The sequence below is a fragment of the Streptomyces sp. NPDC058525 genome (assembly GCF_042719495.1).
Lineage (GTDB): Bacteria > Actinomycetota > Actinomycetes > Streptomycetales > Streptomycetaceae > Streptomyces.
Map to the genome: position 1 here is coordinate 34,596 of NZ_JBHXNP010000076.1, position 12,338 is coordinate 46,933.

Annotated in this window: 11 protein-coding genes; 4 read left to right on the forward strand and 7 right to left on the reverse strand. The window is 73.3% G+C overall.

From position 1 onward, the window contains the following. Window positions 1-39: 39 nt before the first annotated feature. The 7 genes from ACFWP3_RS29380 to ACFWP3_RS29410 form a co-directional block, all read right to left on the reverse strand. Window positions 40-1,650, reverse strand: a complete 1,611-nt coding sequence (locus ACFWP3_RS29380) for a GMC oxidoreductase (RefSeq protein WP_384226892.1) — start codon at window positions 1,648-1,650, stop codon at window positions 40-42. A 274-nt stretch (window positions 1,651-1,924) separates the two neighbouring features. Then, on the reverse strand, window positions 1,925-3,067 hold the full coding sequence (locus ACFWP3_RS29385; protein WP_384226894.1) for a glycosyltransferase family 4 protein: 1,143 nt from the start codon (window positions 3,065-3,067) through the stop codon (window positions 1,925-1,927). A gap of 32 nt (window positions 3,068-3,099) precedes the next feature. After that, on the reverse strand, window positions 3,100-4,215 hold the full coding sequence (locus ACFWP3_RS29390; protein ID WP_384226897.1) for a hypothetical protein: 1,116 nt from the start codon (window positions 4,213-4,215) through the stop codon (window positions 3,100-3,102). Between the two features lie 34 nt (window positions 4,216-4,249). After that, on the reverse strand, window positions 4,250-5,293 hold the full coding sequence (locus ACFWP3_RS29395) for an NlpC/P60 family protein (protein WP_384226899.1): 1,044 nt from the start codon (window positions 5,291-5,293) through the stop codon (window positions 4,250-4,252). 243 nt (window positions 5,294-5,536) lie between these two features. After that, entirely contained in the window at window positions 5,537-6,565 is a 1,029-nt protein-coding gene (locus ACFWP3_RS29400) for an NlpC/P60 family protein (RefSeq protein ID WP_384226901.1), read from the reverse strand. Window positions 6,566-6,817: 252 nt separating this feature from the next. Then, window positions 6,818-8,182, reverse strand: a complete 1,365-nt coding sequence (locus ACFWP3_RS29405) for an NYN domain-containing protein (protein ID WP_069919969.1) — start codon at window positions 8,180-8,182, stop codon at window positions 6,818-6,820. A gap of 40 nt (window positions 8,183-8,222) precedes the next feature. Beyond that, window positions 8,223-8,462 (reverse strand): hypothetical protein, encoded by a 240-nt coding sequence (locus tag ACFWP3_RS29410; RefSeq protein ID WP_008738811.1) that lies wholly within the window; start codon window positions 8,460-8,462, stop codon window positions 8,223-8,225. 125 nt (window positions 8,463-8,587) lie between these two features. On the opposite strand from ACFWP3_RS29410, the gene ACFWP3_RS29415 reads away from it, so the two are divergent. The 4 genes from ACFWP3_RS29415 to ACFWP3_RS29430 all read left to right on the forward strand — a co-directional run bounded on the left by ACFWP3_RS29415 (window position 8,588) and on the right by ACFWP3_RS29430 (window position 12,224). Beyond that, window positions 8,588-9,322, forward strand: coding sequence for a rhomboid family intramembrane serine protease (locus tag ACFWP3_RS29415; RefSeq protein WP_384226904.1), 735 nt, complete (start codon window positions 8,588-8,590; stop codon window positions 9,320-9,322). Beyond that, complete coding sequence (locus tag ACFWP3_RS29420) at window positions 9,319-9,600, forward strand: Lrp/AsnC family transcriptional regulator (protein ID WP_008738815.1); 282 nt, start codon at window positions 9,319-9,321, stop codon at window positions 9,598-9,600. Before ACFWP3_RS29415 ends, ACFWP3_RS29420 begins: the two co-directional genes overlap by 4 nt. Before the next feature lie 712 nt (window positions 9,601-10,312). Beyond that, the gene (locus ACFWP3_RS29425) at window positions 10,313-11,266 is read left to right on the forward strand and encodes an N-acetylmuramoyl-L-alanine amidase (RefSeq protein WP_384226907.1); all 954 of its coding nucleotides are present in this window, start codon (window positions 10,313-10,315) and stop codon (window positions 11,264-11,266) included. 151 nt (window positions 11,267-11,417) lie between these two features. Beyond that, window positions 11,418-12,224 carry a hypothetical protein gene (locus tag ACFWP3_RS29430; protein ID WP_384226909.1) on the forward strand — a complete coding sequence of 269 codons (807 nt, stop codon included), beginning with the start codon at window positions 11,418-11,420 and terminating at the stop codon, window positions 12,222-12,224. Window positions 12,225-12,338 lie beyond the last annotated feature (114 nt).

The following is a 12,338-nucleotide window of genomic DNA, read 5'->3' on the forward strand; positions in this document are numbered from 1 at the left end:
GGGCCGGTAGCCGGGGCCGGGGGCCGGGGCCGGCCGGATCTAGTCCTCGACGAGGATCCGGGCCATGTTCCGCTCGGCGAGGGCGGTGACGGTCACGAACGGGTTCACGCCGAGCGAGCCGGGGACCAGGGAGCTGTCGACCACGTACAGCCCCTGGTGGCCCTTGGCCCGGCCGTAGAGGTCGGTCGCCTCGCCGAGGACGCAGCCGCCGAGCGGGTGGTAGGTGAAGTTGTCGGCGAAGGGCTTGTTGCCGCCGAACAGGTCGTACCGGTAGATGGTGAAATTGCGCCGGTTGATGCGGTCGAAGAGGTTCTTCGCCGCGTTGACGGAGGGCGCGTTCTGGTCCCGCCGCCAGTTGAGCCGGGCCGAGTCGGTGGCCGCGTCGTACGTGAAGTGCCCGCGCTCGCGGTTCTTGGTGATGGCCAGGTACATCGAGATCCAGTGCTCGATGCCCATGGGGAGCGGGGCGATCTCCGCGAAGACCGGGTTCGCGGCGTTGTCCCAGTCGTCGATGCCCAGGGCGGGCATGGTGGCCTGGTGGGCGCCGACCGTGTCCCACAGGTGGTTGGCGCGGGCAGTCATGACGTTGCCGTTGGGGCCCCAGCCGAGCCCGACCCGGTCGCTGAGCGCGGGCAGCGTCCCCGTCTCGCGGGCGCGCAGCAGGATCTCGGTGGTGCCGAGGCTGCCCGCGCCCAGGAAGAGCCGCCGGCAGCCGAGTTCGCGGACCTGGGTGACCCGCCCGCTCACGTCGCTGGTCCGCACGGTGAGCACGTAGCCCCCGGCGGGGTCCTGCCGTACGCCGACCACGCGCTGCATGGTCTCGATGGTGACGTTGCCCGTGCCGATGGCGGCGGCGAGGTAGGTCTTGTCGACGCTCTTCTTGCCGTGGTTGTTGCCGTAGATGACCTCTCCGGCCAGGGCCGACCTGGTGGCGGTGCCGGCCGCCTCCCGCTTCATGTAGCCGAAGTCGTAGACGTTGGGGACGAACACGGTCTTCAGGCCGGTGTTGTGGGCGTGCTTGCGGGAGACCCGGGCGAAGCGGTACCACTCGGTGGACTCGAACCAGGCCGGGTCGATGTCGTTGACCCCGAGCATGGCGCGGGCGCGGGGGTAGTAGGTGCCGTACATCTCGTCGGCGTCGACCCCGGGCAGCACCTCGGAGAAGTACGACCGCCGGGGCGTCGGGGCCATGCCCCCGTTGACGAGCGATCCTCCGCCCACCCCCCGCCCCACGTACACGGACATGTCTCCGTAGTTCACCCGGTCGAGGACGCCGGGGTACGGGCTGATGTCGCGGTTGACCACGTCGAGCCAGAGGAACTGCGCGAGCGGGGCCTCGGTGCGGGTGCGGAACCACATGGAGCGGTGGTCGGGGGCGGAGGTGGAGGGGAAGACCTTGCCGTCGGGCCCGGCGGTGTCCCAGAGCCGGCCCATCTCGAGGACGACGGTACGGATGCCCGCCTGGCCGAGGCGCAGCGCGGCGACGGCGGCGCCGTAGCCGGAGCCGACGACGATGGCCGGCGCGTAGTGGGCTGCGCCCGGCTCGGCGGCGGTGGCGGAGTCCAGGCCGATCCGCGTGAAGCCGAGCGCGGCGGCGGTCTGCAGGGCGCCGAGACCCAAGAGGTGACGGCGCGTCAGGTTTGGTGTCATGGCCGCATGATGGGCGGAATCCGCCGCTCCACCCATACGCCGCACTGCCAGACATCTGAGAGACAGTCAGCCATGGCTCCGGGGCCGCCTGCACGCCACCGCTCCCGGGGCTCCGCCCCGGACCCCGCTCCTCAAACGCCGGAGGGGCTGGATATGGCTCATGCCGCCTGCCAAGTGCGGCTGGATGGCGCACAGAAGCACATTGCCGGCTGCGGAGCCACATCCCAGCCTGACGCCGGCATGTCCAGCCCCGCCGGCGATTGAGGCGCGGGGGCTAGAGGAGTTCTCGGAGGCGGTCCGCCAGGAGGTCCCAGCGCCAGCGGGACTCGACCCAGGCGCGGCCCCGTTCGCCCATGCGGGCCCGCAGGTCCGGGTCCCGGAGCAGGGTCACGATCCGCTCCGCCGCCTCGTCGGGGGCCCCGCCCCGGACGACCCAGCCCGTCTCCCCGTCCAGCACCGCGTCCGGCGCCCCGCCGGAGTCGCCCGCGACCACCGGCAGCCCCGTCGCCGACGCCTCCAGGTAGACGATCCCGAGCCCCTCGACGTCCAGCCCGCCCCGCCGGGTCCGGCACGGCATCGCGAAGACGTCCCCGGCCCCGTAATGGGCCGGCAGCTCGGACCACGGCACCGGGCCCGTGAAGACCACCGAGTCCGCGACGCCCGTCGAGACCGCCAGCGCCCGCAGGTCGGACTCGTACGGCCCGCCGCCCACGATCAGCAGCACCGCGTCCGGCACCCCCGCCAGGATCCCCGGCATCGCCTCGATCAGCGTGTCCTGGCCCTTGCGCGGCACGAGCCGCGATACGCACACCACCACCGGCCGGTCGGTCAGCCCGAGCCGCGCCCGGACCTCCGCCCCGCCCGACTCCGGGTGGAAGGTCTTCTCGGCGACCCCCGGCGGCAGCTGCACCATCCGCTGCGCCGCCCGGTCCGTCACCGCCGAGGCGATCCGCGAGCGCGTGTACTCCCCCAGGTAGGTCAGCGTGTCGGTGCCCTCGCCGATCCGCCGCAGCAGCTGCCGCGCCGCCGGCAGCTGGGCCCAGCCCGCCTCGTGCCCGTGCGTGGTCGCCACGATCCGCTTGGCGCCCGCCCGCCGCAGCGCCGGACCCATCAGGCCGAGCGGGGCGGCCGCGCCGAACCACACGGACTCACAGCCGTGTTCGCGCAGCAGGCCCACGGCCCGCCGGGTCACGCGCGGGGTCGGCAGCAGCATGGTCGTGCGGTCGCGCACCACCGGGAAGGGCTGCTCGGCGTCGAAGGCCGCGGTGGCCTCGCGGCCCTCCGCACTGTGCTTCCACGTGGAGGCGTACACGACGACCCGGTCGGGATCCAGCCGCAGTGCCATGTTGTGCAGGAAGGCCTGGATGCCGCCCGGTCGCGGGGGGAAGTCGTTGGTCACGATCAGCGTCTTGTGCATTGCCTGCCGACAGTACCGGACGTGCGCCGCGCTCAGCGGAGCCAGCCGCGCAGGGCCTCCTGCCAGGCCTTCGTGAGCCCCGCCTGGTCCACGCCCAGCGTCTCGTCCAGGGCCGTCGGCAGCGCTTCGCGGCCCGCCCGCTCGTACAGGTCGACCAACGCCTCCTCGCCCCACTTCCCGGCGATCAGCCGGCAGGCCAGCCACGCGCCCTCGTACGCCCGGGCCAGCGCCTGCGGGTCGCCGCCGAAGGCGAAGTCCTCCGTCGCGGGCAGCCCCGCCGGCACCTCGCCCCGCCGCACGGCCCGGGCCAGCGCGGGAGCACCCTGCTCCGGCGTGGTGGCGCCGCCGCGGTAGGCCGCCCAGTCCGCGAAGCCCTCGGAGAGCCACAGCGGGGTGTCGGCCGTGGTCGCGGCCCGGGTGGCCACGTGGGTGACCTCGTGGGTCAGCACGATCCGCCGGCCCGCCTCGCCCAGCTCGGCGTACCCCTCCGGATTGACCACCACCCGGTCCGCGGGGGCCGGTCCCGCGCCCACCCGGCCGGTGGTGACCGCGCCCATGCCCCGGTAGGCGTCGGCGGTGCCGCCCAGCAGCTCCGCCATCCGCTCCAGCGTCCCGGGGACCAGCACGACCACCCGCCCGGCCCACGGCCGGGGCCACGCGGCGCTCGCCGCGGGCACCGCCCGGTCGGCCTCGGCCGCGATCCCCCGCAGGGTGTCCTCGCTGTGCCCGGAGCCGCCCAGCACCAGCGCGTGCGCGCCCCGGACCACCGACACCGGCCCCTGGTCCCACAGCTGCGGCGGCGCGCCCGGCGCGGGCCGGTCGGCGGCGACCCGCCACGTACCGGCCTCCTCGCGCAGTTCGAGCTCGCGGGCCGAGCCGCCCGCGGCCGGGTCGTAGCCGGTGAGCCGGTAGCGCAGCTCGGCCCGTACGAGGGCCCGTACGCCGTCCCGTCGCACCGAGCCGACCTCGTACGCCCAGTCCTGCACCGGGATCCCGGCGAGCCGCTCGGGCGGCGTCCGGGACCACTCCGCCACGGCCCGGCGGACGTCCGCCTCGGCCGTGTCCGCGGGCGGCCGCAGCGCGCAGCCGGCTGACAGCAGGCACAGCAGGAGCGGCAGTACGCGGACGAGACGGCGGGCCGGGAGCATCAGCCGATCGTACGCAAGGGCGGCCGCCCCGGGGTCAGGGCCGGGTGACGGCCGACACCGGCATCATCCCGACGGGGTCGTAGCGGACCCTGGCGCCGGGGTACGGGGCGTGCACCACCTGGCCGTTGCCGACGTACATGCCGACATGGCTGGCGTCCGAGCGGTAGGTCACCAGGTCGCCCGGGCGGGCCTGCGACAGCGGCACCTGCCGGCCGGCGTGCCGCTGGGCCTGCGAGGTGCGCGGCAGCGAGACCCCGGCCTGCCGGTAGGACCAGACCATCAGCCCCGAGCAGTCGAAGCCGGAGGGGCCGGTGGAGCCCCACACGTACGGGCGGCCGACCGCGGCCCGGGCCGCCATCACGGCGGTCGCGGCGCGCCCCGAGGAGGGGCCCCCGGAGGGCAGCTCGGGCAGCGCGTCGGGGCGGCCGCCGGAGCGGGAGGCGCGCTCGAAGTCGGCCCGCTCCTCGGAGGGCATCGCGTTGAGCAGCCGCCGGGCGGCCGCGAGCTTGGCCGTGACGGAGCGCTTGTGCCGGGCCACGTCGGCGCGCAGCGCGTCGAGTTCGGCGAGTTTGCCGGAGGCCTCCCGGCGCTCCTGGCCGAGCCGGCGCTGCTCCTCGCGCAGTTCGTCGAGCTGCCGGGCCTGGCGGCCCGTCAGCCGGTCGAGGGCGGCGGCCTGCTCCAGGTACGCGTCGGGGTCCTCGGCCAGCATCAGGCCGACGGCGGGGTCGATGCCGCCGCTGCGGTACTGGGCCCCGGCGAAGGTGCCGAGGATGCCCCGCATGGTGTTGATGCGCTCCTGGCCGCGGGCGACCGCGTCCTGGGCCTTGTTGACCTCGGCGCGCAGCCGGTCGGCCTTCTCGCCCGCCTCGTTGAAGCGCTCGGTGGCCTGCTCGGCCTCCTCGAAGAGCCGGTCGACCTGGGCGCGGGAGCCGGCCGCGGGGTCGTGCGGCAGGCCGGGGGCCGCGCCCGCGGGTGTGCCCGTCATGGCGACCGCGGCGGTGGCCGCGGCGGCGGTGAGGACGGTGACCTTCGTGTTCCGGTCGAGGCTGCCGAGCCCGGCCCGGCGATGGGACGCCACGTGAAACCGCTCCCTTCCGCTGTGCGTGGCCCGGGTCCGCCCCCCGTGGACGGACGTGTGCCGGTCACGCGCTGGCAGACAGTAGCGGCGCCACCGGGCGCCGACCAACGACCGCCGGCGGGCACGCACAGTGACGCCCCGCCGGAGACGCAGGTCACCGGCGGGGCGTGGGGTCAGATCGGGGCCCGGTAATTCGCCCGGATGGGCGGTGTACGGCGCGTCCCGTGCTCGCGGCGGAGCGGGTCAGCCGATGCGGACGCCGAACTGGAACGGCATGTTGTCCATCGACTCGTACTTGACGCCCCCGCGCGGGTTGGCGGCGTGCAGCGTCATGTTGTTGCCGGCGTACAGGCCGACGTGGTGCAGGTCCCCGTAGAAGAAGACCAGGTCACCGGGCTGGAGCTGGCTGCGGCTGATGCGGGTGCCGTCGTTGGCCTGGGTGTAGGTGACGCGGCTGATGCTGACGTTGGCCTGCTTGTAGGCCCACTGGGTCAGCCCGGAGCAGTCGAAGGAGTTGGGGCCCTCGTGGCCGGATATGTACGCGCTGCCGACCTTGGTCTTGGCGGCCGCGAGAGCGGCGCCGGCGCGGCCGGAGAGCTTCTCGTTGCCGAGGTCGACGCGGCCGGCGTCGCTGCGGCTGGCGCGGGTCTCCTCGTCCTTGAGCGCGGCGCGCTCCTGGGCGGTGAGGGTGTTGAGCAGGGCCTGGGCCGCGGCGAGCTTCTCCTGCGAGACCTTCTTCTTCTCGCCGAGCTCCTTGCGGGTGGCGTCGAGGTCGGCGAGCTTGCCGGCGGCCTCCTGGCGCTGCTGCGCGAGGGTGCGCTGCTTGGCCTGGATCTTCTGGACCGCCTCGACCTGCTTGCCGCTCAGGTGCTCCAGGGAGGAGGCCTTGTCGAGGTAGCTGTCGGGGTCCTCGGAGAGGAGGAGGGCGACCGAGGGGTCGATGCCGCCGTTGCGGTACTGCGCGCTCGCCATCGAACCGAGCGTGCTGCGCAGCTCGTTGAGGTCGCCCTGGCCGCGCGCGACCTGATCCTGGAGCTGCCCGATCTCCTTCTCGAGCTTCTCCTGGCGTTCCTTGGCCCCGTTGAACTTCTCGGTGGCCTGCTCCGCCTCTTCGTACAGCGCGTCGACCTGGGACTTCACCTCGTCCTTGCTCGGCTTCGCCGGAGCGGCGGTGGCGGACTGGGAGGTGAGGGCGACAACGGCGGCCGCGGTGGCGCCGAGGACGGTCACACGGGCGCGGTTCGGCTGCTTGGGTCGACGGTGGGACGCCACGGAGGCGAGCTCCTTCTTCCTAGAGCCGCCGAAGAACGCAACTCGGCAGCACCTCCGCCGACACCCCGAATGAGTGATCTACCGCACGAAGGTTTGAACGCACACTAGTGACCTTGCTGTGATCAGTTCAAATCCCGTCGGGAAAAAATCCGCTCCCCTACCAGCTTCTTTACCTACAGCGCACGCTCTGTGCCGGGCACTTGACGGTACGTTCCCTGAGACCCCTGCCAATTCGGGCATGCAGGGCAGGAGTTACGAAACGCGCGAAAGCCGCTTCAGCAGCAATGCGGACGCCACCGGCCGCGCACCCGCCTTGGCCACCCCGTCGGCGACCTCCCGGTCGGTCGAGACCACGACCACCGGCCGGCCGGGCGGCTCCGCCCGCACCAGCTGACGGATCAGCTCGTCCGCCGTCACACCCGCCTTGGAAAACAGCACCCGCACCCCGCGCGGCGGCGCGAGCAGCACCGGAGCGGCCAGCTCCGCCCCGTCGAAGACACACGTCATCTCCGCGCCCGTCTGCGCGGCCAGCATCGACAGCCCGCCCAGCAGCCGCAGCCGCTGCTTCTCCAGCGGCATCGTCGGATAACCCGTCTTGGTCACGTTGTAGCCGTCGACCACCAGATGCGCCTGCGGCAGCGCCAACAGCTGGTCCAGCAGCGCCGGATCGGTCTCCGACAGAGCACGCGCCGCGATGTCCTTCGGCGTCATCCGGCCCGGCTCCACGGCCTCCACGGTGTCCGCCGGGCGCGTCGACACCGGCGGCAGCGCCAGCTCGCGGCGCAGCCCCGCCGCCGCGTCGAGCACGGTGTCCAACAGCAGCCGCAACCGCATGTCCTCGATGCTGCGCCCCTCGCGGGTGGCCCGGCGCGAGGTCTCCAGCGACGTCTCCACCTCCGCCAGCCGGGACTTGAGCCGCCGGGTCTCGCTCTCGGCCGCGGCCACCCGCGCGGCCGCATCCCCGCGGATCCCGTCGATCTCCGCATTCACCTTGCGCAGGGCGGCCTCACCGCGCTTGACGTCGCTGAGCGCGCTGCGCAGTTTGCGCTGAAGCGATTCCGCTTCCTTGCGGGCCTCGTCCAGCTCGGCCCGCACCTGCTCACCGCCGGACCGCTGCAGGTCCCGTACCTGCGCCAGCTCCTCGCGCAGCCGGTCCAGCTCGCGCCGCGTCTCCTCGCCCACCCGCTCGGCGTCGGCGCGCTGCGCCTCCTCGCCCGCGGCGGCCACCAGCTTGACCCAGCCGACCGGCCGCAGGACGTACGCGGCGGCCGCCACGTCCAGCGGATCCGCGGCGGCGGGCGGAGCGCCGGACTCCAGGGCACCGGCCAGCTCCGCCTGCGCCTCGCGCAGCTTCTCGGCGACCCGGCTGCGGAACACCGGGTCGGTCTCGACCGCCGCGGCCATCGCGTTGCCCGCGAACTTGGCGCGCCGGGTCGGGGTGAAACGGGCGTACTGGCGCAGCTGCGCCGGGAGGTCCGCGACCGTCAGTCCGCCGAAGGCGTCCGAGACGAGCGCGACGACCCTGCGCCGCACGCCTTCCGGCAGCGGGCGGTCGAGCACCTCGGCGGCGTCGCCGGCCGCATCGGCCGGCTCAGCGCCGCTTGCTGGCTCCACAATCCGTCACCCCTACCGTGATCTACCTGTGGGCGGGGCTCCGTCAGGAGTCCGCGCCCGGCCTGTCCACGAGCTCGATCTGGTCCACCGCGTTGCACCAGCGGCAGCGGACCGATTCGATGGTCTCATTGACCACCTCTCGCTCCTCGACCTTGGGCTCCCCGGCGAGGTCCAGGTGGACGTACTCCACGACCTTCGACGATCGGGTGACGTCGAAACGCGTGAGGTTGCCGCACAGGGTGCAGCGCCACCGGGTGGTGTCGGTCGGCAGGGGAACCGTCATCAGGCCGCTCTCTCCTTCGTAGCTGTTTCAATTAAAGCCGTCTGCTGAGCCGTCCGCGCCGATTGGGCGGACGCCGGCTCGTAACCCTACGGCCTGCCACCGCCCCGGGTGGGGTCGGTTGCGTCATGCTCTGTCACATGATCGTAAGGTGGCAGGCCGTTCGCGAGGCCGCCCGGGGACCGGTGGTCACCCATGCGCTGATCGCGGGCTGCGCCGTGGTGTTCGTACTCGGCCCGGCCTCGGGGCTGAACCCGTCCTACGGCACCGGCGAGGGGCTGCTGGATGCCGGGACGGACTACTTCCGACGCTGGGGCGTGGTCCCGGACGAGTTGTTCACGGGCCGGCCGCGGGCCTGGCTGACCCCGCTGACGGCCCTTTTCGTGCACGGCAGCTGGCTGCACCTGCTCGGCAACATGCTCTTCCTCTACGTCTTCGGCGCCATGACGGAGGAACGGATGGGCCGCCCGGCGTTCCTCGTCTTCTACGTCTGTACGGGGTACGTGGCCCTGGCGGCGTACGCGGCGGCCAACGCGGGCTCCTCACAGACCCTGGTCGGGGCCTCCGGAGCCATCTCGGCGGTGCTGGGCGCATTCCTGTTCCTGCTCCCGCGGGCCAGGGTGACGAGCCTGTTCCCCTTCCTGTTCTTCCTGCCGCTGCGGTTCCCGGCGTGGCTCGTGCTGCTGTTCTGGTTCGCCCTCCAATGGGTGGCCGCGCACCGGGCGGGCAGCGGGCCCGGGGTCGCCTACCTGGCCCACCTGGTGGGCTTCTCCGTCGGGTTCCTGTACGCGTGGGTCCGGTATCGGCGTACGACTAGAGTGGTGCGACCAGCGACGGCCATCGAGGGAGACAGTCAGCCGTGATCACCGCGATCGTGCTCATCAAGACCAGCGTGGACCGCATCCCCGAGATCGCCGAGTCCATCGCCGCGCTGGACAGCGTCAGCGAGGTGTACTCCGTGACGGGGACGTACGACCTGATCGCGCTGGTGCGGGTGGCCCGGCACGAGAACCTGGCCGACATCATCCCCGGCCGCATCAGCAAGATCCCGGGCGTCGAGGCCACGGACACGCACGTGGCGTTCCGCACGTACTCCCAGCACGACCTGGAAGCAGCCTTCGCCATCGGCCTGGACGCGTAGCGCTAGGCCGGACCCCTTTCCCAGCCTCCGCCCCACCCCGGCTCCGACAGCAAGGCCCTTCCCCCTGTCGCCTCAAACGCCGGCGGGGCTGGGTTTGTCCCCCTGAGCGGAACCGAACCCACCGGCCCCGTCCGGGGTTGCCCCTCAACCCTCACCGGTCTGCTGGCCCCGTCCCCCTTGCCTCCTTGGGCGGGATCGGTCTGCCGGTCGGTCCGCGGGGTCCCTCCGGGGTGTCTCCTCGGCTCGCGCACGAAGCCACGTCCCGGCCGCCGAACCCAGGTTGCGCGCTCGTCCTGCGGGGACACCCCTACACGCCCCCACTCCCCCACCAGAACCAACGGGCCCGACCCCTCGATCCGAAGCGGGCCACACCCCACCCCGCCAGGAAGGGGACCCGGCCCGCACATCCGAAGCAGGCCGTGGGGTGGGGACGTGCAGGAGGGTCCCCGCAGGACGAGCGCGCAACCCAGGCCGCACCGGCGAAGCCACCCCGAAGTGCGCGAGCCGAGGAGACACTCCGGAGCGGCCCCGCCCCACACCCCGCCGGGGCAGGCAAGGGGATCAGGCCCCACGGGCGAAGCCAGCCCGCCGGGCCGGAAAGGGGGACCAGGCCTCGGCCCGTGCACCCGTCGGCCCAGGCGTATAAGCACACCACGCCCCCGGATGGCCCACGGTCCGGACCCGCCGCAGGGCCCCGGTCTAGCATCGCGGCGTGCGCAACGACGACAGCCCCCCACGCCCCGAAGCCGCCGCGTCGGCCGGGCCGGACCTCCGGCCCTGGTACACGCGCCGCTCCACCCTCGTCATCGCGGTCGCCGCCCTGGCGCCGACCGCCCTGGCCGGCTGGGTCCTGACCCAGGTCCTGACCGGGGCCGGCCCGGACGGCCGCGACGCGAAGCCGGCAGCCGCACCGAAGGCCGCGGCCTCAGCGACGGCCACGGCCACGGCTCCGGCCGCATCCGTGCCCACCCCCGCCGCGGCCCCCGCGAAGGGCCCCCTGTCCGGCCGGACCGTCGTCATCGACCCCGGCCACAACACCGGCAACTTCGACCACACCGACGAGATCGACCAGAAGGTCGACATCGGCACGGCGCGCAAGGAGTGCGACACCACCGGCACGACCACCAACGCCGGCTACATGGAGGCCGAGTTCACCCTCGACGTCTCCCTGCGCCTGCGGACCGCGCTGGAGGCGCAGGGCGCCAAGGTGGTCCTCACCCACGAGGCCGACCGCCCCTGGGGCCCCTGCATCAACGAGCGCGCCCGCATCGGCAACGCGGCCAAGGCCGACGCCGTCGTCTCCGTCCACGCCGACGGGGTCTCCTCGGGCAACCGCGGCTACCACATCATCCTCCCGGCCAAGGTCAAGGGCGGGGCCGCCGACACCGCGGCCATCGTCGAGCCCTCCCGCCGCCTCGGCGAGCGCATCGCGTCCAACTTCGCCCGGACCACCGGCTCCTCTCCCGCCAACTACCTCGGCGGCGGCACCGGCTTGGTCGTCCGCGACGACCTCGGCGGACTGAACCTGTCAACCCAGCCCAAGGTGTTCATCGAATGCGGCAACATGCGTGACGCCAAGGACGCGGCGCAACTGACGAGTCCGGAGTGGCGGCAGAAGGCGGCCCAGGGCATCAGCGACGGCATCGTAGGCTTCCTCGGCGGGTAGTCCCCTCGGGAATCCCGGATCGGGACTGCTCGCAGCCCCGATCCGCTCGGCCGCGGGACACTCCGTACCATGGTGCCGCCCGCCCCGCTCCAGGCACGTTCTGCGACCGCGGCACCACGAGACGACCGAGACCGAGAAGGACACCTAAGACGTGAACATCCGCTCCCTCACTCGAGGCGACGGCGTGGTGATCGGAGCAGCGGTGCTGCTGTTCATCGCCTCGTTCCTCGATTTCTACTCCACCACCGGTGGCGACCTCCCGAGCGCGTGGGACACCGACTCCTACCGTCTGGTGCTCCCCAGCGTCTTCCTGATCGGCTTCATCGCCGCCGGCCTGCTGATCGCCGGCCGCTTCCAGCCCGAGACCCGCAAGGTGCTGGGCCTGCCGCTGGCGGCGTGGGGCTCCGTGCTCGCCGTCTCGGCCGCCTGGTCCGCGCTGTGGGCGCTGATCACCTGCCCGAGCCAGATCGACCTCGGCGCCGGCTCGATCATCGCGTTCCTCGCGACCCTGGCCCTGGCCGGCGTCGCGCTCTTCAGCGCCAAGGTCCCGGCGCTCGCCGGCCCGCTGCTGCCGGAGCCGAAGCCCGCCGCCGTCCCGCCGTACGGCGGCCAGCCGCAGCCGGGCGCCGGATACGGCTACCCGGGCGGGCAGCAGCAGCAGCCGTACGGTTCCACCCCGCAGCCGGTCCCGCCCTACGGCGGCACCCCGACGCCGGCTCCGGCCCCGGCTCCGCAGGAGGCGACCCCTCCGCCCGCCGACTTCACCCCGTTCTGGTTCGCGGTCCCGGTGGCCCGCCCCCTCTTCGCCGAGGACGGCTCCCCCACCCCGATCGCCGAACTCGCCCCGGGCACCTGGTACCTGGCCGTCGAGCAGCGCGGCGCGGCCACGCTGATCGCGCAGACCCAGGACGGCCGCCGCGGCGTCCTGAACGACACCTCGGGCATCCAGCGCGGCTGACCCCGCGCCGCACCGGCGTTTCGGCAACGGCCCCCCGCCCTTCCGGATGCTGTTGGTTTATTCGGGGGCTCGCGTGACGTCGGCCTTCAAGACCCGGTTGTGGTCTTGTATGGC

Excerpts from the sequence above, each read along its gene's own strand:
- ACFWP3_RS29380 (WP_384226892.1), bottom strand. The coding sequence starts at position 1,650 with ATGACACCAAACCTGACGCGCCGTCACCTCTTGGGTCTCGGCGCCCTG.
- ACFWP3_RS29385 (WP_384226894.1), bottom strand. The coding sequence starts at position 3,067 with ATGCACAAGACGCTGATCGTGACCAACGACTTCCCCCCGCGACCGGGC.
- ACFWP3_RS29415 (WP_384226904.1), top strand. The coding sequence starts at position 8,588 with ATGCTCTGTCACATGATCGTAAGGTGGCAGGCCGTTCGCGAGGCCGCC.
- ACFWP3_RS29410 (WP_008738811.1), bottom strand. The coding sequence starts at position 8,462 with ATGACGGTTCCCCTGCCGACCGACACCACCCGGTGGCGCTGCACCCTG.
- ACFWP3_RS29390 (WP_384226897.1), bottom strand. The coding sequence starts at position 4,215 with ATGCTCCCGGCCCGCCGTCTCGTCCGCGTACTGCCGCTCCTGCTGTGC.